The 19,110-nt window shown below is 58.2% G+C and carries 19 protein-coding genes; 14 read left to right on the forward strand and 5 right to left on the reverse strand.

Going from position 1 to position 19,110, the window contains the following annotated elements; translation table 11 throughout:
• Position 1 precedes the first annotated feature (1 nt).
• The 4 genes from betA to ACJ5NV_RS05970 all read left to right on the forward strand — a co-directional run bounded on the left by betA (position 2) and on the right by ACJ5NV_RS05970 (position 3,127).
• A complete protein-coding gene (gene betA, locus ACJ5NV_RS05955) occupies positions 2 to 1,660 on the forward strand; it encodes a choline dehydrogenase (RefSeq protein WP_411642828.1) in 1,659 nt (552 codons plus the stop codon).
• A 76-nt stretch (positions 1,661 to 1,736) separates the two neighbouring features.
• Positions 1,737 to 2,363 (forward strand): thermonuclease family protein, encoded by a 627-nt coding sequence (locus ACJ5NV_RS05960; RefSeq protein WP_411642718.1) that lies wholly within the window; start codon positions 1,737 to 1,739, stop codon positions 2,361 to 2,363.
• A 203-nt stretch (positions 2,364 to 2,566) separates the two neighbouring features.
• Positions 2,567 to 2,812 (forward strand): hypothetical protein, encoded by a 246-nt coding sequence (locus ACJ5NV_RS05965; RefSeq protein ID WP_411642719.1) that lies wholly within the window; start codon positions 2,567 to 2,569, stop codon positions 2,810 to 2,812.
• A 72-nt stretch (positions 2,813 to 2,884) separates the two neighbouring features.
• Positions 2,885 to 3,127 carry a YdcH family protein gene (locus tag ACJ5NV_RS05970; RefSeq protein ID WP_411642720.1) on the forward strand — a complete coding sequence of 81 codons (243 nt, stop codon included), beginning with the start codon at positions 2,885 to 2,887 and terminating at the stop codon, positions 3,125 to 3,127.
• A gap of 15 nt (positions 3,128 to 3,142) precedes the next feature.
• Here ACJ5NV_RS05970 and ACJ5NV_RS05975 read toward each other — a convergent pair whose 3' ends face one another.
• From ACJ5NV_RS05975 to ACJ5NV_RS05990, 4 genes are all read right to left on the reverse strand, one after another.
• A complete protein-coding gene (locus ACJ5NV_RS05975) occupies positions 3,143 to 3,529 on the reverse strand; it encodes a peptidase associated/transthyretin-like domain-containing protein (RefSeq protein ID WP_411642721.1) in 387 nt (128 codons plus the stop codon).
• Positions 3,526 to 4,053, reverse strand: a complete 528-nt coding sequence (locus ACJ5NV_RS05980; protein WP_411642722.1) for a hypothetical protein — start codon at positions 4,051 to 4,053, stop codon at positions 3,526 to 3,528. The genes ACJ5NV_RS05975 and ACJ5NV_RS05980 overlap by 4 nt, the downstream gene beginning before the upstream one ends.
• Positions 4,054 to 4,126: 73 nt before the next feature.
• Positions 4,127 to 5,527, reverse strand: a complete 1,401-nt coding sequence (locus ACJ5NV_RS05985) for a helix-turn-helix domain-containing protein (RefSeq protein WP_411642723.1) — start codon at positions 5,525 to 5,527, stop codon at positions 4,127 to 4,129.
• Positions 5,528 to 5,578: 51 nt separating this feature from the next.
• Positions 5,579 to 6,790, reverse strand: a complete 1,212-nt coding sequence (locus ACJ5NV_RS05990; protein ID WP_411642724.1) for a multidrug effflux MFS transporter — start codon at positions 6,788 to 6,790, stop codon at positions 5,579 to 5,581.
• 178 nt (positions 6,791 to 6,968) lie between these two features.
• Between ACJ5NV_RS05990 and ACJ5NV_RS05995 the strand changes: the two genes are divergently transcribed.
• From ACJ5NV_RS05995 to ACJ5NV_RS06015, 5 genes are all read left to right on the forward strand, one after another.
• The gene (locus tag ACJ5NV_RS05995) at positions 6,969 to 8,501 is read left to right on the forward strand and encodes an acyl-CoA carboxylase subunit beta (protein ID WP_411642829.1); all 1,533 of its coding nucleotides are present in this window, start codon (positions 6,969 to 6,971) and stop codon (positions 8,499 to 8,501) included.
• A 589-nt stretch (positions 8,502 to 9,090) separates the two neighbouring features.
• Positions 9,091 to 9,435 (forward strand): hypothetical protein, encoded by a 345-nt coding sequence (locus ACJ5NV_RS06000; RefSeq protein WP_411642725.1) that lies wholly within the window; start codon positions 9,091 to 9,093, stop codon positions 9,433 to 9,435.
• Positions 9,432 to 10,073, forward strand: a complete 642-nt coding sequence (locus ACJ5NV_RS06005; protein WP_411642726.1) for a hypothetical protein — start codon at positions 9,432 to 9,434, stop codon at positions 10,071 to 10,073. The genes ACJ5NV_RS06000 and ACJ5NV_RS06005 overlap by 4 nt, the downstream gene beginning before the upstream one ends.
• Positions 10,073 to 12,070, forward strand: coding sequence for an acetyl-CoA carboxylase biotin carboxylase subunit (locus ACJ5NV_RS06010; RefSeq protein WP_411642727.1), 1,998 nt, complete (start codon positions 10,073 to 10,075; stop codon positions 12,068 to 12,070). The genes ACJ5NV_RS06005 and ACJ5NV_RS06010 overlap by 1 nt, the downstream gene beginning before the upstream one ends.
• A gap of 75 nt (positions 12,071 to 12,145) precedes the next feature.
• Positions 12,146 to 13,384, forward strand: a complete 1,239-nt coding sequence (locus ACJ5NV_RS06015) for a Y-family DNA polymerase (RefSeq protein ID WP_411642830.1) — start codon at positions 12,146 to 12,148, stop codon at positions 13,382 to 13,384.
• 10 nt (positions 13,385 to 13,394) lie between these two features.
• On the opposite strand, the gene ACJ5NV_RS06020 is transcribed toward ACJ5NV_RS06015, so the two are convergent.
• Complete coding sequence (locus ACJ5NV_RS06020; RefSeq protein WP_411642728.1) at positions 13,395 to 13,868, reverse strand: DUF4174 domain-containing protein; 474 nt, start codon at positions 13,866 to 13,868, stop codon at positions 13,395 to 13,397.
• A 90-nt stretch (positions 13,869 to 13,958) separates the two neighbouring features.
• On the opposite strand from ACJ5NV_RS06020, the gene scpA reads away from it, so the two are divergent.
• The 5 genes from scpA to ACJ5NV_RS06045 all read left to right on the forward strand — a co-directional run bounded on the left by scpA (position 13,959) and on the right by ACJ5NV_RS06045 (position 18,999).
• Positions 13,959 to 16,085 (forward strand): methylmalonyl-CoA mutase, encoded by a 2,127-nt coding sequence (gene scpA / locus ACJ5NV_RS06025; protein ID WP_411642730.1) that lies wholly within the window; start codon positions 13,959 to 13,961, stop codon positions 16,083 to 16,085.
• A 39-nt stretch (positions 16,086 to 16,124) separates the two neighbouring features.
• Entirely contained in the window at positions 16,125 to 16,715 is a 591-nt protein-coding gene (locus ACJ5NV_RS06030; RefSeq protein ID WP_411642731.1) for a VOC family protein, read from the forward strand.
• Between the two features lie 197 nt (positions 16,716 to 16,912).
• Positions 16,913 to 17,593 (forward strand): TerB family tellurite resistance protein, encoded by a 681-nt coding sequence (locus tag ACJ5NV_RS06035; protein WP_411642732.1) that lies wholly within the window; start codon positions 16,913 to 16,915, stop codon positions 17,591 to 17,593.
• Positions 17,590 to 18,588, forward strand: a complete 999-nt coding sequence (locus ACJ5NV_RS06040) for an endonuclease/exonuclease/phosphatase family protein (protein ID WP_411642733.1) — start codon at positions 17,590 to 17,592, stop codon at positions 18,586 to 18,588. The genes ACJ5NV_RS06035 and ACJ5NV_RS06040 overlap by 4 nt, the downstream gene beginning before the upstream one ends.
• 36 nt (positions 18,589 to 18,624) lie before the next feature.
• Positions 18,625 to 18,999: an AAA+ family ATPase gene (locus ACJ5NV_RS06045; RefSeq protein WP_411642734.1), complete on the forward strand. Its 375-nt coding sequence runs from the start codon at positions 18,625 to 18,627 to the stop codon at positions 18,997 to 18,999.
• Positions 19,000 to 19,110: the final 111 nt, after the last annotated feature.

The following is a 19,110-nucleotide window of genomic DNA, read 5'->3' on the forward strand; positions in this document are numbered from 1 at the left end:
AATGTGTGCGGATTATGTGATCGTTGGCGCAGGCTCTGCCGGTTGTGCGATGGCTTACCGGCTGGCCGAGGCAGGCAAGCAGGTGCTGGTGATCGAACATGGCGGGTCTGATCGCGGGCCGTTCATCCAGATGCCAGCCGCGCTGTCATACCCAATGAATATGGCGATGTATGATTGGGGTCTCAAGACAGAGCCAGAGCCGCATCTGGGAGGGCGCAGCCTCGTCACGCCACGTGGCAAAGTGATTGGCGGATCGTCTTCGATCAACGGAATGATCTATGTACGCGGCCATGCGCGTGACTTTGATCATTGGGCCGAAAGCGGCGCGCAGGGTTGGTCCTATGCGGATGTGCTGCCCTATTACAAACGGATGGAACATTGGCACGATGGCGGCCATGGCGGCGACCCGGCATGGCGCGGCACGGATGGCCCGCTGCATGTCACGCGGGGCCCCCGTAAAAACCCGCTGACCCGCGCTTTTGTCGAGGCAGGGCGCCAAGCAGGATATCCTGTCACCGGTGACTATAACGGGGAACAGCAAGAAGGGTTCGGCCCCTTTGATGCGACGATCTACAAGGGGTATCGCTGGTCGGCGGCATCGGCCTATCTGCGGCCTGCGCTCAAGCGCCCCAATTGCACCCTGACCCGCGCCTTTGCCCGCCGGATCGTGATCGAAAACGGCCGCGCCATCGGGGTGGAGGTCAGCCGCGGCAATAAGGTTGAGGTCATCAAAGCAAATGTCGAAGTAATTGTCGCCGCGTCCTCGCTGAACTCACCAAAACTGCTGATGCTCTCAGGTATCGGTCCGGCGGCGCATCTGGCCGAACACGGGATCGACGTGGTCGCAGACCGCCCCGGCGTTGGGCAAAACCTGCAAGACCATCTGGAGCTTTATATCCAACAAGCCGCGACCAAACCTGTCACGCTGTTTTCTCATTGGAACCTGCGCGGCAAAGCGAAAATCGGGTTGGAATGGCTGCTGTGGAAAACCGGGCTGGGGTCGTCAAACCAGTTTGAAAGCGCTGGATTTATCCGGTCTGACAAAGGTGTCGATTACCCCGATATCCAGTTCCACTTCCTGCCGATTGCAGTCAGCTATGATGGCAAAGTGGCCCCGGAAGGGCATGGCTTCCAAGCGCATGTCGGCCCGATGCGATCAAAATCGCGCGGGCAGGTCACGCTGCGGTCAAGCGATCCAAATGACAATCCGAAAATCGCATTCAACTATATGTCAGAGCCCTCGGATTGGGAGGACTTCCGCAAATGCATCCGTCTGACCCGCGAAATCTTTGCGCAGCCTGCCTTCGCAGAATATCGCGGGCATGAGATTCAGCCCGGCGATGCGGCGCAAAGCGACGCAGAACTGGATGATTTCATCCGCGAACATGCCGAAAGCGCCTATCACCCCTGCGGCACCTGCAAAATGGGTGCGGCAGATGATCCAATGGCCGTTGTGGACCCGCAAGCGCGGGTGATCGGGGTCGAAGGGCTGCGGGTCGCCGATAGCTCTATCTTTCCTCGGATCACCAACGGCAACCTGAACGCGCCGTCGATCATGGTGGGCGAAAAAGTGTCGGATCTGGTGTTGCAGCGCAACCCGCTGGCCCCGTTGAACGATCAGCCCTGGATCAATGCGAACTGGGAAACATCACAGCGTTAACCTTTCTTAACAGCGCGGCTTGATTTGCTGCGCTGTTAACGATTACCCCGGCCTCATGTTCCGCTTCTGGTCCTTGATGGCAGTGTGCCTCTGCACAAGCACGGCAATAGCTGCGCCGAATGGCACGATCCATGTGATTGATGCTGACACGATTGACGTGGGCGGCACCCGCGTGCGCTTGTTCGGGATTGATGCGCCTGAAATGGGGCAGCCGTGCAGTGCGAATGGGCGGCAGTGGGATTGCGGGGCTTGGGTCCGCGATGCGGTCGCGGCACACTACGAAGGCCGCCATGCAAGTTGCACACGCGTCGATACAGATCGTTACGGGCGTATTGTTGCGCGCTGCACCGTCAACGGTGCCGATATGGGGGCACAGATCGTACAATCCGGGCTGGCTTGGGCTTACCGCGCATATTCGTCGGATTACGACCTACAGGAAAAATCGGCTGCGGTTGCTGAACGGGGGCTTTGGGCGGTCGCCGTGCAGATGCCCGATGCATACCGCGCGGCCCAGACAGCGGCACGGAATGCGCCAACGGGAAACTGCGTGATCAAAGGGAATATCTCGGCCTCTGGCCGGATTTACCACGTTCCAGGCAATGCGCATTATGACCGGACCAGCATCAATATCGACGCCGGTGAACGCTGGTTCTGCTCTGCAGGTGCCGCAGAGGCAGCAGGATGGCGTGCGGCGCGTCGTTAAAGCGTTCTGCAAAAAGCCTGAATTATCTATAGCTATAGCCATCAGTGATATTTCGCACAGAGCCAAAGGTCAGGCTTCACTACAGTTTTTTTTGACGTAAGGCGCGCCAGCCTTACGTTCTTCGATAAGCAGCAAAGCTGCACGCCCAAGCGAACCCGATGCGAAGGCAAAGACGAAGACATATATTAACGAGGGATTGAAGTATGATGAAACAACAGAAGCGCTGCGAGACAGACGCGGACCAAGATCACCCACCCATACAGGTTGTTGATCATCAGTTTGGCCAAATTTTGCAAAGATACCATGCCACGAAGCGTAATCTGCGTCAGTCGCAGAATGTCCAGCAGTGGGATGATGAATTTACAAGATACCGTCTAAACCGCGCCCATCACGACGCAGAAGGTGCCTTGGTCCAGTTTTTTGAGAATATCGACGCCTGCGGCACCTGAGTTGATTGGCATCAAGGTGCCGCTGCCGCCTGCGGGATAAGGGTTGCGCAGATAACGCAAAAGGAGCGCGCAATGACACATACCCCGCACGAACTGACCGAGGAATTCCCCGATCAGCACGCCACACTGCAACGGCTAAAGGAAACGGATGCGCATTTTGCCCGGTTGGCTGACGCATACCACGTTGTGAACCGGGCCATTCACCGGGCCGAAACGGATATTAACCCGACCGATGACCTGCATATGGCGGACATGCGCAAGGAGCGGATGCAATTGAAGGATCAGATCGCAACGGCGCTGCGCGGGTCTAGCTGATCCTGAACTGCGGTACTATCGCATCATCGGTGTATTCATCTCCCAGTTCTCCGGCACTTGGATGTCACCAACACCAGTCACTTGGGTAGAGGTCGTGGCGCAGACGGACTGAAAAAGCAGACAGCGCTTTGTGCTTGTGACGGAAAACTTGGATGCAGTCCCCAACCCGTTGATCGGGGCGACCTCATATTCGCCATCGGGGATGCCGGTGACAATAATGGTGCCCGATTGGTCGGTCAAAGAGACAAAGCTATCACCCGGCGCACCGACCTTTGAAATCACGACCGGCAGCCCGGCGATGGGGTCACCGGAGGGCGTTACGATGGTGCCGATATCCTCGGCTTGGACCGCGGTATGAGAAAGCGCGGCCGCGATTGTTAGCATGCAGGCAAAGTGTTTCATTGCAGTTTATCCCCCAGATCACCTTCGAACAGAAAGCCGCCCGTATCGAGCGCACGCGGTGCTGGACCTTGCGCCAGCGTATAAACGGGCGTGCCATCCTCGATGGATTTTAGCGTGAACGCGACGATATTATATTCAGAAGCCCCGTCGACATCGATCTGAAACGTCGAATCGCTACCCAAATCAATGGTTCTGACCTTCATATAGCCGGTTGGGATGGCCCCCACGATCAGGTGCTGCCCGTTGATCCCCGCATTTACCCGCAGATTTGCGTTCAGCGGAACACGATCAACGGTAATCGTCACTTTGTTAAAAACGAAGGCAGACAGCGCGACGCCCAGAAAAATGGCGACAAGGGACGGATAGTTTGTTGTCAGTCTACCAAAGAACGGGATTTCAATTGCGCTGACGTTGCCCTTGTCGTCAACGACAACCTGTTGCTTCATCAACGCCCAAAGCCCCCCAATGACAGAGAGCCCGGCAATGACCAAAACGGTGAGCGCAATAATGGACCAAGAATTCATGGTAACAACTCCAAAATGTATAAAATATACAATACACCTTAAGGTATTTTTGCAGATTCTGCAATCGCGCCGTTCAATCCAGCTGATAGGGCAGGGTGCCTCGCATGTCCGGGTCGACCCGTAATTGCCGTTCCAGCGGGGGCACGGATCGCTGATGGCAATTTCGGCGTTCGCAGATCCGGCAGGAAATCCCGATGGGCTCATAGGCTTCGGGCGCGTTGATATCCATGTGGTCGGCATAGACCAGCGCCGGGGCATGTCGCAGCTCACACCCTAGCCCGATGGCATAGCGCCGGGTGGGGGCATTATAGGCACCGCCTGATTTGCTCACATCCCGCGCAAGGCAGAAATACCGCGCGCCATCCGGGGTTTCAGCCAGTTGCCGCAGGAACTGCCCCGGCAGCTCGAACGCCTGATGCACATTCCAAAGCGGGCAGGCGCCGCCATAGCGCGCGAATTGCAGCGTCGTGGCAGAGTGACGCTTGGTGATCGTCCCGGCCTGATCGACCCGGACAAAGAAGAACGGGATACCCTTGGCCCCTGGGCGTTGTAGCGTGGACAGCCGGTGCGCGACCTGTTCCAGCGATGCTCCGAACCGGGTGGCGAGGATCTCAAGGTCATGGCGCGTTTCCTGCGCGGCGCTGTGAAATGCGCCATAGGGCATCAGCGCAGCACCGGCGAAATAATTGGCAAGACCGACCTTTGCGATCCCCCGCGCCTCTTCCGAATGGAACCGTGCAAGGTCGAGCGTGGCATCCAACAGCTTGCCATGCGTAACCAGCGCGACCTGTAGCAAAAGCTGGAAACTCTGTGTTGCTGGGCGCACCAGCCGGGACAGTGTCAAGGTCTTGCTGGCCGCGTCATAATGCCGGATCGGGCCGTTTTCACTAAAAACTGTGGTGATCTGATGGGCCGACAGCGCGCGGATCGCGGCCTCTGCCACGGATTCACCGGGTTTGCGTGTCGTCGCGAAACGCTCGGCACTGCGATCCACCGCGTCGATATAGTTGTCGCAGTAATGAAAAAAGTCGCGCACCTCGTCCCATGGACTGGGTTGCAGGCGGGCATCCTCACGCCCCAGAGCCTCGTCCAGGGACGCAAGCCGTTCATGGGTTTGCCTGTAGGCGGCGTGCAGATCAAGGAACGCCCGCGCCAGCCCCGGCGCATTGGACGCAGCAAGCCGTAAATCGGCCAGTGCGGGCGGCGCATCGGGAAAGACCGGATCTGCCAGCGCCTCGCGCATATCACTGACCAGCCGCGCCTCGTCCCCAGCCTGCAACTGGGTCACGTCAAAGCCAAATTCCTGCGCCAGACCCAGCACCACAGTGGTGGATACGGGTCTGTTATTATTCTCCATTTGGTTGAGATAAGGCAGCGAGATACCCAGCTTATCGGCAAAGGCTTTCTGGGTCAGCGCCACGCGCCCGCGCAATTCACGCAGCTTGGCACCGGCATAGAGTTTCTGGACAGCCATCGGGTTCCTTTGCAGATTTGCTGGCAAAGATTAGCCGCTGCGAAGAAAGCGTCAAGCGATCTGCTTTTCCCGCCAGATAACAAAGAGGATCGCCAGCATCGCCAGCAGTGACACGATCAACATAAGCAGCTGCAATGGTAAGGTGCCCGTTTCCACCGTCAGAATGCTGCCCGCCAGTTGTGACAGCCCCGCGCCGCCGCCGATCATAATCGCCCCGCCCAGCCCGCTGGCCGTGCCCGCAAGATGCGGCCTGACAGAGATCGACCCGGCCATCACATTAGGCAGCATCATCCCATTGCCTAGCCCAAGGAACGTGCAGAAGCCAAAAAAGGTGAGCGGCTGATCAATCCCCGTCAATGTCAGCAGGGTGGAAACGCTCAGTCCGCATAGGGTTATGATCGTGCCTATCAGTGCCATCTTGTTGATCCCCATCGCCACTGAAAACCGCCCCGACAGAAAGTTGCCAAAGGCATATCCAATCGCAGGTGCGCCCAAGGCGACACCACCCCAGAACGGGGTCAGGTTGAAAATGCTATCGGCCACAAAGGACGCGCCGCCCAGCAGCGCAAAGAATGCCCCCGACCCGAAAGCCGAACACAGAACATACCCCCAAAACCGGAAAGAGCGCAGCAGTTCGGGGTATCCTTTGACCTGCTCGGAAAAGCTCAAGCCGCCGGTCGAAAGCGTTTCACCAAGGTCGAAATAACAAAGCGCCATCACCCCGAAACCTGCCAGTGCTAAAAAGACAAAGGTCGCGTGCCAGCCGAAGGCTTGATCTAGTGCCCCGCCGATCATCGGCCCGACCATCGGCACCAGCGCCATGCCCATGGTGACATACCCCAGCATGGACGCGGCCTCGGCCTGTGGGACGATGTCGCGCACGATGGCCCGGCTTAGCGCCATACATGTGGCGACGGCGGCCTGAAGGATGCGGAAGAACAGAAATGTTTCGACGGTCTGCGCCAAGACCGCACCGATTGTCGCGCCGACAAAAACGGCCAGAGACCCCAGAACCATGATCCGCCGCCCGAACCTGTCCGACAAGGGCCCGACGAAAATCTGCAACACTGCGGTCGTGGCCAGATAGCCCGACAGCGCGATCTGCATGATCGCATATTCGGTCTTGAAATACTGTGTCATGCCTGCCAGCGATGGCAGGAAGATCGACATGTTCAACGCAGAAATACCCGAGATCAGAACAAGGGTCAGAATATGCGGTGGTGTGGTACGGTCCAGAAAACGGACGACTGGCAAAGATGTCATTGCCCAGAGGTAAGGTGCGCTGCTTGCATTGTCCATAACCCGGACGGCCGCACGCGCGACTTTGCAGATTTGCAATTTTGACTGATGGTGAAGCAGTGTTTTTGCAAATATGCGCCTTCCCTCTTCTTAAGGCGTGCGCGTCGCGATAAGAAGGTCCAACAACTGGCGGAGGTGGAAAATCATGGACGTGTTGCAAGAGCTGGAAGAACGCCGCGATATGGCGCGACTTGGCGGTGGCGAACGCCGGATCGCCGCCCAGCATGGCAAAGGTAAGCTGACCGCGCGCGAGCGTATTTCGCTGCTGCTTGATGAAGGCTCGTTTGAAGAGTTCGACATGTTCGTCGCCCACCGTTGTACTGATTTTGGTATGGAAGAAAGCCGCCCCTACGGCGATGGTGTCATCACCGGCTGGGGCACGATCAACGGGCGCATGGTCTATGTCTTCAGTCAGGATTTCACGGTCTTTGGCGGGTCGCTGTCCGAAACCCATGCGCAGAAGATCTGCAAAATCATGGATATGGCCGTGCAAAATGGCGCGCCGGTGATTGGGATCAATGATTCCGGCGGCGCACGCATTCAAGAAGGGGTCGCGTCACTGGCAGGCTATGCCGAGGTTTTTCAGCGTAACGTCATGGCCAGCGGTGTTGTCCCGCAGATTTCGGTGATTATGGGCCCTTGTGCGGGCGGGGCGGTCTATAGCCCCGCGATGACTGACTTTATTTTTATGGTAAAGGAAAGCAGCTATATGTTCGTGACCGGGCCTGATGTGGTCAAGACTGTCACGAACGAGGTTGTTACAGCAGAGGAACTGGGCGGGGCTGCCACCCATACGAAAAAATCCTCGGTCGCTGATGGCGCGTTTGAAAACGATGTAGAGGCACTGGCAGAAGTGCGGCGTCTTGTCGATTTCCTGCCGCTGAACAATCGCCAGAAACCACCGGTGCGCCCGTTCTTTGACGATGTGAACCGGATTGAAGACAGCCTTGATACGCTGATCCCCGACAACCCGAACAGCCCCTACGACATGAAGGAACTGATCGGAAAGCTGGCGGACGAGGGGGATTTTTATGAAATTCAGGAAGACTTCGCCAAGAATATCCTGACCGGTTTCATCCGGCTGGAAGGCTCCACCGTTGGTGTGGTGGCGAACCAGCCAATGGTGCTCGCAGGGTGTCTGGACATCGACAGCTCGCGCAAGGCGGCCCGCTTTGTCCGCTTTTGTGATGCCTTTGAAATCCCGATCCTGACGCTGGTCGATGTGCCCGGTTTCCTGCCGGGGACCGGTCAGGAATATGGTGGTGTCATCAAACATGGGGCGAAACTGCTTTTCGCCTATGGCGAGGCGACGGTGCCCAAAGTAACCGTCATTACCCGCAAGGCCTATGGCGGCGCGTATGATGTGATGGCGTCCAAGCACCTGCGCGGCGATTTCAACTATGCTTGGCCCACGGCGGAAATCGCGGTGATGGGGGCCAAGGGCGCAACTGAAATCATCCACCGCGGCGATCTGGGCGATGCCGAAAAGATCGCGCAGCATACGAAAGACTATGAAGACCGCTTTGCCAATCCCTTTGTCGCCGCCGAACGTGGGTTTATCGACGAGGTGATCATGCCGCATTCGACGCGCAAGCGTGTCTGTCGGGCTTTTGCGTCACTGCGGGGCAAGCAACTTCAAAACCCATGGAAGAAACATGACAATATTCCACTTTGATCTGCCGCATAAACGCGGGGCAGGGCAGCGCACTGCCTGTGCATATGATCGCCGCCGCGACGATGATGCGCGGCCAGTTTCCGCCATACGGCAAAAGCCTGCCGGATTTGCCGCAATCCCGTGCGCCTCTTGGAATCGCGCGCCACTACCAAATGTTGTTTTGCGTGTGGGCGGGAATCCAGATGTTGCGTCTGCTGCTCAGCGCAGTTTTGCCTATGATGCGAGGGCGTCACAGGGCAGGAGCGGTTGCGGCGCCTTATATTTAAATCAAAATGTCTCGCTTATCTTTAAAGGACGCGAACATGGGATCGCGCCCTCGCAGGATCGTCAGGTTTCACCCAACCTACGACCCCGCACAGACAGAGGCAGGCAACAAGAATGGCACAAGGACTTTTGGCATTTGCAGTGGCAGCGCTTATGGCGCTGGTTGCTGTGTCGGGAAGCCAAGGGCGCGCAGAAGGCGGATTCACACCTGACGCCCCGCACGCTCAGCCATCCAACTTCAAGCGTTAAACGATCGAGTGACCTGCTGTGCGGGCGGGCCTTCGGGCGCGTCCGCCGCACGCCTTTGTTGCAGGGGGGCGTTTGAATGGAAAAGCATCGCGGCTTTCCGGGGCGTTTGCCCGGCACAGATTTTCAATTCCTGATCCGACGCGCCAACAAAGAGGGCGCAACTGAACTGACTGAACGCCCGCGCTTTGCGGATCGTCGTCCGCCGGACCGGCGTGCCGATGCGGGTTTCATGCTGGCGCTGTGGCAATGCTTTGGGGATCAGCCCTTTGTGCGCGGTAATCTGGACGCGGGCCGGTTAAGCTGGCTGTTCGGACGCGAGGTGATTCCCGCAGAAGACCCGTTCGACCCCTCGAGCTATGACGCCCTGCTGCGCATCGACGTAGATGTCGCGCGAGTCAGCTTTCCAGAGGCGTTTACATGATGTCTTTTGGCGTGATTTCTGGGATTCCGTTGCAATCTAAGCGGGAAACCGCTCATTTTGGGCCGGATAAATCAGACCGCTTTTCAGACAGGTTTTGTTCGCGCATTGTCGGTCTCGTGGCAGCGTGTCCCAGCAAGCGCGCTGTTGCAAATCGTCTACACCGTTACCCTTCCCCGAACCGGTCTGCCCCCATAGAGGGCAGGCCGGTTTCATTTTTCCGCCTATTTTCGGGCAATAACACTGCTGTTATTGGATATCACGGTGTATTAGCTATTGAGTTGCGTGCGAACTGCTCCATGTTCGGGGCTATCAAAAATCTACAAATAGGTAAGAAACAATGCAAAAATCTTCGATCATCCTCGCCGCTGTGGCTGTTCTGGGCCTTGCTGGCTGCCTTGAGTCAGATCTGGAGCGCGGCGTTGCCGGTGCCGGTGCAGGCCTCATCGCTGCTGAGGCCTTGGGCACTGATCCTGCCGGTACTGCGCTGGCCGGTGCTTCCGCTGGTGTCCTCTGCGACGATGCAGGCATCTGCCGCCGCGCACGCTAAGCCTTTCGCCTTTTCGAAGGCCATACATCACGACAGCCGCCGTCGGGGTATCACCCCGGCGGCGGTTTTGCGTTCTGGGGAGGGATATTGATGTTCAAGAAAATACTGATCGCCAACCGAGGTGAGATTGCCTGCCGTGTCATCAAGACCGCGCGTAAAATGGGGATCCAGACGGTTGCAATCTATTCCGATGCGGATCGCAACGCGCTGCATGTGAAGATGGCGGATGAGGCGGTGCATATCGGCCCGCCACCTGCCAACCAGTCTTACATCGTCATCGACAAGGTGATGGATGCAATCAAACAGACTGGCGCCGAAGCGGTACACCCCGGCTATGGTTTCCTGTCCGAAAACCCCAAATTCGCCGATGCGCTGCAAGCCGCTGGCGTGGCTTTCATCGGCCCGCCTAAAGGCGCGATAGAGGCGATGGGCGACAAGATCACCTCAAAGAAATTGGCGCAAGAGGCGGATGTTTCCACCGTGCCTGGTTATATGGGGCTGATCGCGGATGCCGATGAGGCGGTGAAAATCTCAAATCAAATCGGCTACCCGGTGATGATCAAGGCCAGCGCAGGGGGCGGTGGCAAGGGGATGCGGATCGCCTGGGACGATGCAGAGGCCCGCGAGGGCTTCCAAAGCTCCAAGAATGAGGCGGCCAACAGCTTTGGCGATGACCGCATCTTTATCGAAAAATTCGTCACCCAGCCGCGACATATCGAAATTCAGGTGCTGGCCGACCAACACGGCAATGCGGTCTATCTGCATGAGCGCGAATGTTCGATCCAGCGCCGGAACCAGAAGGTGATTGAAGAGGCGCCCAGCCCTTTCCTAGATGAAGCCACCCGCAAGGCAATGGGCGAGCAATCCGTCGCATTGGCGCAGGCCGTAGGCTATACCAGCGCAGGCACGGTTGAATTCATCGTCGATGGCGACCGCAATTTCTATTTCCTTGAAATGAACACCCGGTTGCAGGTCGAACATCCGGTCACTGAGTTAATCACTGGCGTCGATCTGGTCGAACAGATGATCCGCGTCGCGGCGGGGGAAAAGCTGCCATTCCAGCAGTCTGATTTGAAAATAAACGGTTGGGCGATGGAAAGCAGGCTTTATGCGGAAGATCCCTATCGTGGGTTTCTGCCGTCAATTGGTCGCCTGACCCGCTATCGCCCCCCTGTGGAAGAGACGACGCCAACCCGCGCTGTGCGCAATGATACCGGCGTGTTCGAAGGCGGCGAGATCAGCATGTATTACGACCCGATGATTGCCAAACTCTGCACATGGGCCCCCGACCGGGCCAGCGCCATTGCTGAAATGCGGCTGGCGCTTGATGGGTTTGAACTCGAAGGGATCGGGCACAACCTGCCGTTCTTGGCCGCCGTCTATGACCACCCCAAATTCACCTCCGGCAACATGACCACGGCATTCATCGCCGAAGAATACCCCGACGGGTTCGAAGGTGTCACATTAGACGACGGCACCTGCAATCGGATTGCGGCGGCTGCGGCAGCAATGCACCGGGTGGGTGAAATCCGGCGCGCGCGCATCTCGGGCCGGATGGACAATCACGAACACCATGTGGGCGCAGATTGGGTTGTCACGATGCAGGCTCAGTCGCGTGCCGTGGTGATTACCGCGGACAAGGGCGGCGCAGATGTGAAAATCAACGGCGACAGCCTGCGCGTGGAAAGCGACTGGACACCGGGCGACCCATTGGCCCGCCTGATGGTGGATGGCGAACCGTTGGTCCTGAAGGTCGGAAAGATTTCCGGCGGCTTTCGCGTGCGCTATCGCGGGGCGGATATCAAAGTACATGTGCGGACCCCGCTACAGGCGGAACTGGCGGCACTGATGCCCGAAAAACTGCCGCCCGATACGTCCAAAGTCCTGCTCTGCCCGATGCCCGGTCTGATTGTAAAGGTTGATGTGGCCGAAGGGGAAGAGGTGCAGGAAGGGCAGGCGCTTTGCACGGTCGAAGCAATGAAGATGGAAAACATCCTGCGGGCCGAGAAGAAGGCGATCGTCAAAAAGATCAATGCAGGCGCGGGCGACAGCCTTGCCGTGGATGACGTGATTATGGAGTTCGAGTAATACCAATGTCGTTGACTTCGCATTTGTTCTCTTTATGTTCTCATTCTTTAATGGGTGAACAGTGCGATTCAGGTGATGCGTATAAGGGTCAACACGCTCTTCTTCGATATGAACTCCTACTTTGCCTCGGTCATCCAGGCAGAGGAACCTGCATTGCGCGGCCGCCCGATTGGCGTTGTCACAACCATGGCGCGGAATGCGGCCTGCATCGCCGCCAGTATCGAGGCCAAGCGCAAAGGCGTCGGCATGGGGGTACGCATTGCCGAGGCGCAACAGATGTGCCCCGGCATCGTGTTTCGACCGGCGCAGCACGATGTGTTCGTCGATTATCACCACCGGATCAGGGCGGCTGCCGATACAGTAATCCCGATAGACAAGGCTCATTCCGTAGACGAATTTTCTTGCCATCTGATGGGGCGGCAGCGAGAGCTGGACACAGCCCTTGGGCTTGGCCGTGCGCTACAGGCCGTCATCAGGGAACAAGTCAGCCCGGCGCTGACATGTTCCGTGGGGGTCGCGCCGAACAAACTGCTCGCCAAAATCGCCGCAGAGCTGGAAAAACCCAATGGGTTGAACTGGCTCTCGCCAGAGGTATTGCCAGACAGGATCGCCCATCTGGCACTGGACGATCTTTCGGGTATTTCCAAAGGCATGCTGGTACGGCTGGCCAAGGCAGATATTCACGACGTGCCAACACTTTATCATCTGGTGCCCAGGGCCGCGCGCAAGATATGGGGCAGCGTCGAGGGCGAATACTTCATCCGTCAGATGCACGGCGAAACGGTGGTGCGCCCGCCACAGCGGCACAATTCACTGGGCCATGGCCAGCGCCTGACCGGGCCGAATTGCAGCCCGCACGGGGCCTTCCTCGTTGCGCGGCGATTGCTGGTCAAGGCGGCTGCGCGGTTGCGGCGCGAAGGCAATCTTGCCGGTACACTGCATGTCGGCATGCAGTGTACCCGTTATGGGCGGGACAGCCGGGCGATCACATTCGCCCCGACGCAGGATTCATTCTTTTTGCTAAATCAGCTCAGCGATATCTGGGGGCAGTTTTCAGCGCGGCACCTGAAATCAGTCAGCGTGATGCTGGGACACCTTCAGCCTGTGGACACAAGCATGAGCGATCTGTTTTCCGACAGGGTCGCGGGCACAAAAACCGGTCGCGAAGAACTGTGCAACGCCATCGACGGGCTGAACCAGCGCTTTGGTCAGGATACGATCAGGTTCGGGGAATTACCCCCCTACAAAGTGCCCTATACCGGGGCCAAAATCGCCTTTGGTCGGATTCCCGACCGCGAAGATTTCTTCGAATAGGGGCGAGGATCTACTGTCCAATCAACCGCCGGTCTTCGATTTCCTGCTGCCGGAGGGGCATCTTGTCGATGGATCGGGTGATCTCGCGCACGCTCCAAGGGGATGGTTTGCGGAATGCGACGGTGCCATCTTTGGCTACCAGCGCCATCATGTACCCACGCGGGCGCAGCCGCAGCCGCAGTTCAGACGCCCCGTCAGGATCGGTATCGGCAAAGACGATCACGTCACGCTCTGCCAGATCGTCAAACCGGTCGGTCAACAGGTCCATCTGCTGGCGAAAGCGCGGATCATTAGGCGTATCGGCAAAGACGACAAGCGGCCGGGCGATCCATTGCAGCTCTGCCAATGTCACGTCCGTGGCATCAAACACCTGGGTATGGTCGGTCTCCCACTGTTCGAGCACCGTTAAGTCCTGCGCCGCGACAGCGCTGGCCCCACATAACAGCGCAACAGTGGCACCGCACATCTGTAAAAACTTCATCATCCACAAAGATATAGAGGCGGGTTGCCAAAAAGCTAAGGGCGAACTGCCCCTAAGCCTGAATTATTTCACCCGTCCCGATCGGAGGTTTCCATGACCAACAAGAAAATCTGGGAAGAAACAGCCAAGGCAGAGCTGCGCGGCAAGCCGCTGGACACACTGAATTGGGACACGCTGGAAGAGATCGCGGTCAAGCCGCTCTATACGGCAGATGACACCGCCGCCCTGCCGCATATGGGTGGTGTGCCCGGCGCGGCCCCGTTTACCCGTGGGGTCAAGGCGACAATGTATGCAGGCCGACCTTGGACGATCCGCCAATATGCCGGGTTTTCAACCGCCGAGGCGTCGAATGCGTTTTACCGCAAGGCACTGGCCGCCGGGCAGCAGGGTGTCTCGGTCGCTTTCGATCTGGCGACCCACCGGGGCTATGACAGTGACCACCCACGGGTAGAGGGCGACGTCGGCAAAGCGGGCGTGGCCATCGACAGCGTTGAGGATATGATAATCCTCTTTGACGGTATCCCGCTGGATCAGGTCAGCGTGTCCATGACAATGAACGGTGCGGTGATCCCAATTTTGGCCAGTTTCATCGTGGCTGGCGAAGAGCAGGGTCATGATAAAAGCCTGCTGGCTGGCACCATTCAGAATGACATTCTGAAAGAATTCATGGTGCGCAACACTTATGTCTACCCGCCGGAGCCATCCATGCGCATCGTTGCGGACATCATCGAATACACCGCTGATTACATGCCCAAGTTCAACTCGATCAGTATCAGCGGTTACCACATGCAAGAGGCGGGGGCGAACCTTGTGCAAGAGCTGGCCTATACGCTGGCCGATGGGCGTGAATATGTGCGCACGGCCATTGCGCGGGGCATGGATGTGGATCGCTTTGCCGGGCGGCTCAGTTTCTTTTTCGCCATTGGCATGAATTTCTTCATGGAGGCGGCCAAACTGCGCGCGGCCCGGCTGCTTTGGTCGCGGATCATGGAGGAATTCGAACCCAAGAACCCCAAATCCACCATGCTGCGCACCCATTGCCAGACCTCTGGCGTGTCACTGCAAGAACAAGACCCCTATAACAACGTGATCCGTACCGCGTATGAGGCGATGGCAGCCGCGCTGGGCGGCACGCAGTCACTGCATACCAACGCACTGGACGAGGCGATTGCCCTGCCCACGGAATTCAGCGCCCGGATTGCCCGCAATACCCAGCTGATCCTGCAAGAGGAAACCGGCATCACCAATGTCGTCGACCCGCTGGCAGGCTCTTACTACGTGGAAAGCTTGACCCATGAGCTGGCCGAAAAAGCCTGGGCGCTGATCGAGGAAGTCGAGGAAATGGGCGGCATGACCAAGGCCGTTGCCAGCGGCATGCCCAAGCTGCGGATCGAAGAAACCGCCGCCCGCCGCCAGGCCGATATCGACCGGGGGACCGAGGTGATCGTCGGGGTCAACAAATACCGCAAGGACAAGGAAGACCCGATTGATATCCTTGATATCGACAATAACGCGGTGCGCGAAGGGCAGATCACACGGATCACTGCCACCAAAGCAGCGCGCGATCAGGCGGCCTGTGATGTGGCGCTCTCGGAACTGACCCGCCGCGCCAGCGAAGGCGGCAACCTGCTGGAGGCCGCAGTCGAAGCCGCCCGCGCCCGCGCCACAGTTGGAGAAATCAGCATGGCAATGGAAAAATCATTCGGACGGCACCGGGCAGAGGTCAAAACCCTCGCTGGGGTTTATGGCGCGGCTTATGAAGGCGATGAAGGCTTTGCCGCGATCCAGCAAAGTGTTGAAACCTTTGCCGAGGAAGAAGGCCGTCGCCCCCGGATGCTGGTCGTCAAGATGGGCCAGGACGGGCATGATCGGGGCGCGAAAGTCATCGCCACCGCCTTTGCCGATATCGGATTTGATGTGGATGTCGGCCCGCTGTTCCAAACCCCGGAAGAGGCCGCGCAGGATGCCATCGACAACGACGTGCATGTGATCGGGATCAGCAGTCAGGCGGCAGGGCATAAGACGCTCGCGCCGAAACTGGTGCAGGCGCTTAAAGATGCGGATGCCGAAGATATCATCGTGATTTGCGGAGGCGTTATCCCACAGCAGGATTACCAATTCCTTTACGACGCGGGCGTGAAGGCGATCTTTGGCCCTGGCACGAATATCCCTAAGGCCGCGCAGGATATTTTGGGGTTGATCCGTCAGGCACAGCGTTAGATCAACGCTGCAGAGTTTAACTGTGACTTTGGAGGCCGAATGCTGGAACTTGATCACTTAGCCGTTGCCTGCACCGATCTGCACGAAGGCGTCGCTTGGGTCGAATCCAAGCTGGGCGTGATGATGCAGCCCGGCGGAAAACATCTGCGCTATGGCACGCATAACGTGCTGCTGGGGCTGGCCGACGGGCTGTATCTAGAGGTGATCGCCCCCGACCCGGATGCGGCCCCGTTCGATGGCCCGCGCTGGTTCGCACTGGATGATTTCAGCGGCCCGCCGCGTTTGGCAAATTGGATTTGCCGGACGGACAGGTTTGACCCGGTCGCAGGTCCACCGCGCGCATTGCAACGCGGGGATCTGCACTGGCAGCTGACGGTGCCCGATGATGGCAGCCTGCCTTTCGATGGGGCCTATCCCACGTTGATTCAATGGCCAGAAAATGCGGTGCACCCCGCGACAAAGCTGCCCGAAAGCGGTTGCCGCCTGACGCAGTTTACCATCACCCACCCGCAGGTGGCGGATGTGCAGGCGCTGATGACATTACGTGATCCGCGTGTGTCATTTGCGACGGGTCCTGCCGGATTTCACGCGGTATTTGATACGCCACAGGGTGTCCGCAAATTGGGCTAAAGCGCTATGCGAAAAACCTGAATCAGGTATTTCCTTAAATGCTATAAACGCCGTTTGTTGCGGCAAAATCTGCGCAAGCTGTGATATCGTGCTGCACCCGGCACGCAAAAGGTTGCAACCTGCACGCAACTGCGGTTCAAGTTCGCGCATTCGACCAATCTTGGGTCGGCACAGTCAGCTTTGAAAGGCGGCGATTGATGTCCATCTGGACGCGCATAGCAGAGGCGATCTCGGCGCTTGCCAATGGCGAGGGCCTGTCAGCGGTATTCGACAAGATGCGCGCGTCGCCGGACCGGACGGTCGCCTTTGCCATTGCGGTGATCGCATTGGGGGCCAAGATGGCCAAGGCGGATGGCGTGGTGACCAAGGATGAAGTCGTCGCCTTCCGCGAGGTCTTTGTCATCCCGCCCGAGGAAGAGGCGAACGCGGCGCGGGTGTTCAATCTGGCCCGTCAGGATGTGGCCGGTTTCGACATTTATGCCCGCCGGATTAAGGCGATGTATGGCACGGATACCGCGCCGCTTTGTGATCTGCTGGAAGGGCTGTTTCATATTGCCATGGCCGATGGGGTCTATCACCCGAAAGAGGATGATTTCCTGCGCGAGGTTGCAGAGATTTTCGGCTTTGAGGAACGGCGATTTAAACGGATACGCGCGCAGTTTGTGCCTCAGGCAGAGCGTGATCCTTATGACGTGCTGGGCGTCACCCCGGATGCCTCAATGGAAGAGGTCCGCGCGGCCTGGCGCCGTCTGGTGCGCGACACCCATCCTGATCGCATGATCGCGCGGGGTGTCCCCGAAGAGGCGATCAAACTGGCCGAACGGCGCATGGTCGCGATCAACAGCGCGTGGGAAGATATCCAGGGTGCGCGCGGGTGAGGTTCGCAACCTACAATGTCGAATGGTTCAATAGTCTGTTTGATGACAATGGGTTACTGATTGCGGATGGCAGCTGGTCCAGTCGCTGGGATGTGACAAAGGCACAGCAGACTGATGCTTTGGGGGCGGTTTTCACCGCGCTGAACGCAGATGCAGTGATGATTATCGAGGCCCCCGATACCAGCCGCAAGCGGGACGGCGTGCGGGCGCTGGTGGCGTTTGCCAAGTATTTTGGGCTGCGGACCCGCGCTGCGATCATTGGGTTCCCTAACGAGACACAACAGGAAATCGCGCTGCTTTACGACCCGGATGTGATACAGGTCGCGCATGACCCGCAAGGCGATAAAAGCGCCCCGCGCTTTGACGGTAAGTTCCGCATGGATGTGGATGTAGACGCGGCCCCTGACGTGATCCGCTGGTCCAAGCCGCCGCTGGAATTGGCCGTGACAACCCCGCGCGGGGTGCTGCGGTTGATCGGTGTGCACGCCAAATCCAAGGCACCGCATGGGGCGCGAAATCCGGTGGCGGCCACAAGAATATCCATTGAAAACAGACGCAAACAGCTTGCCCAATGCATCTGGCTGCGCCGCCGGGTTGAAACGCATCTTGCGGCGGGTGACGACCTGATTGTGCTGGGCGATTTCAATGACGGTCCGGGGCTGGATGAATATGAAAAGCTCTTTGGCCGGTCGGGGGTCGAGATCGTGCTGGGCGAAGGCAGTGGCGCGCAGCTTTTTGATCCGCATGCGCGCATGGCGCTGGGCCGTCGTGTTGGTGCCATGCCAGTCACGGCCCGGTTCAAGCGACCGGGGCAGCCTTATCTACAGGCGCTTTTGGATTATATCATGGTCTCGCCCGGATTGCGGGACCGTGGCCCCACATGGCAAATCTGGCATCCGTTCGACCATCCGGACTGCTATGCCAATGCCGATCTGCGCGAGGCGCTGCTACTGGCATCAGACCATTTCCCGGTCGTGCTGGACATCGATTTGTGATTTGTGCGGGATGCCCATATCCTTTATAATAAGGGTATGAAACGCATCATCACAGCAATATTCGCCCTTGGTCTCAGCCTGAGCCCCGCCACCGCGCAGGAGGAAACAGGCGATCTGGATGAAGGTTTTAGCCTGATGGAAGAAGGGGCCAAGATGCTGATGCGTGGCCTTATCGCCGAGATGGAACCGGCGATGGATGATATGCGCAAATCACTGGAAGATTTTGCCCCGGTGATGGGGGAATTTGCGCGCGAGATCGGCCCGGCCTTTGCAGAGCTTTTGTCGCAGGTTGATGATTTCCGCAATTACGAGACACCGGAATTTCTACCCAACGGCGATATCATCATCCGCCGCAGCCCCGATGCGCCGGTTTGGATCCCTGATGGGGATTTGGGCGAAATCGAACTTTGACCACAGCATGATTTTGGGCGTTGCCTGACCCCCACCGTACGGTGGGGACGGTCCCGCGCTGTCGAATCATCGGTTAACCTTTGTGACCAAGGGAAATGCGCCACCGGATTG

It is taken from the genome of Loktanella agnita (assembly GCF_046640325.1).
GTDB classification, from domain to species: Bacteria; Pseudomonadota; Alphaproteobacteria; order Rhodobacterales; family Rhodobacteraceae; genus Yoonia; species Yoonia agnita.

What these genes read in the sequence shown, in the direction of transcription:
- ACJ5NV_RS05970 (WP_411642720.1), top strand. Translation starts at nt 2,885, where the DNA reads ATGACACATACCCCGCACGAACTGACCGAGGAATTCCCCGATCAGCAC.
- scpA (WP_411642730.1), top strand. Translation starts at nt 13,959, where the DNA reads ATGACCAACAAGAAAATCTGGGAAGAAACAGCCAAGGCAGAGCTGCGC.
- ACJ5NV_RS05960 (WP_411642718.1), top strand. Translation starts at nt 1,737, where the DNA reads ATGGCAGTGTGCCTCTGCACAAGCACGGCAATAGCTGCGCCGAATGGC.
- ACJ5NV_RS05975 (WP_411642721.1), bottom strand. Translation starts at nt 3,529, where the DNA reads ATGAAACACTTTGCCTGCATGCTAACAATCGCGGCCGCGCTTTCTCAT.
- ACJ5NV_RS06005 (WP_411642726.1), top strand. Translation starts at nt 9,432, where the DNA reads ATGATGTCTTTTGGCGTGATTTCTGGGATTCCGTTGCAATCTAAGCGG.
- ACJ5NV_RS06045 (WP_411642734.1), top strand. Translation starts at nt 18,625, where the DNA reads ATGAAACGCATCATCACAGCAATATTCGCCCTTGGTCTCAGCCTGAGC.
- ACJ5NV_RS05985 (WP_411642723.1), bottom strand. Translation starts at nt 5,527, where the DNA reads ATGGCTGTCCAGAAACTCTATGCCGGTGCCAAGCTGCGTGAATTGCGC.
- ACJ5NV_RS05980 (WP_411642722.1), bottom strand. Translation starts at nt 4,053, where the DNA reads ATGAATTCTTGGTCCATTATTGCGCTCACCGTTTTGGTCATTGCCGGG.
- ACJ5NV_RS05965 (WP_411642719.1), top strand. Translation starts at nt 2,567, where the DNA reads ATGATGAAACAACAGAAGCGCTGCGAGACAGACGCGGACCAAGATCAC.
- ACJ5NV_RS05990 (WP_411642724.1), bottom strand. Translation starts at nt 6,790, where the DNA reads ATGACATCTTTGCCAGTCGTCCGTTTTCTGGACCGTACCACACCACCG.
- ACJ5NV_RS06035 (WP_411642732.1), top strand. Translation starts at nt 16,913, where the DNA reads ATGTCCATCTGGACGCGCATAGCAGAGGCGATCTCGGCGCTTGCCAAT.
- ACJ5NV_RS06015 (WP_411642830.1), top strand. Translation starts at nt 12,146, where the DNA reads ATGCGTATAAGGGTCAACACGCTCTTCTTCGATATGAACTCCTACTTT.
- betA (WP_411642828.1), top strand. Translation starts at nt 2, where the DNA reads ATGTGTGCGGATTATGTGATCGTTGGCGCAGGCTCTGCCGGTTGTGCG.
- ACJ5NV_RS06020 (WP_411642728.1), bottom strand. Translation starts at nt 13,868, where the DNA reads ATGATGAAGTTTTTACAGATGTGCGGTGCCACTGTTGCGCTGTTATGT.
- ACJ5NV_RS06000 (WP_411642725.1), top strand. Translation starts at nt 9,091, where the DNA reads ATGGAAAAGCATCGCGGCTTTCCGGGGCGTTTGCCCGGCACAGATTTT.
- ACJ5NV_RS06010 (WP_411642727.1), top strand. Translation starts at nt 10,073, where the DNA reads ATGTTCAAGAAAATACTGATCGCCAACCGAGGTGAGATTGCCTGCCGT.
- ACJ5NV_RS06030 (WP_411642731.1), top strand. Translation starts at nt 16,125, where the DNA reads ATGCTGGAACTTGATCACTTAGCCGTTGCCTGCACCGATCTGCACGAA.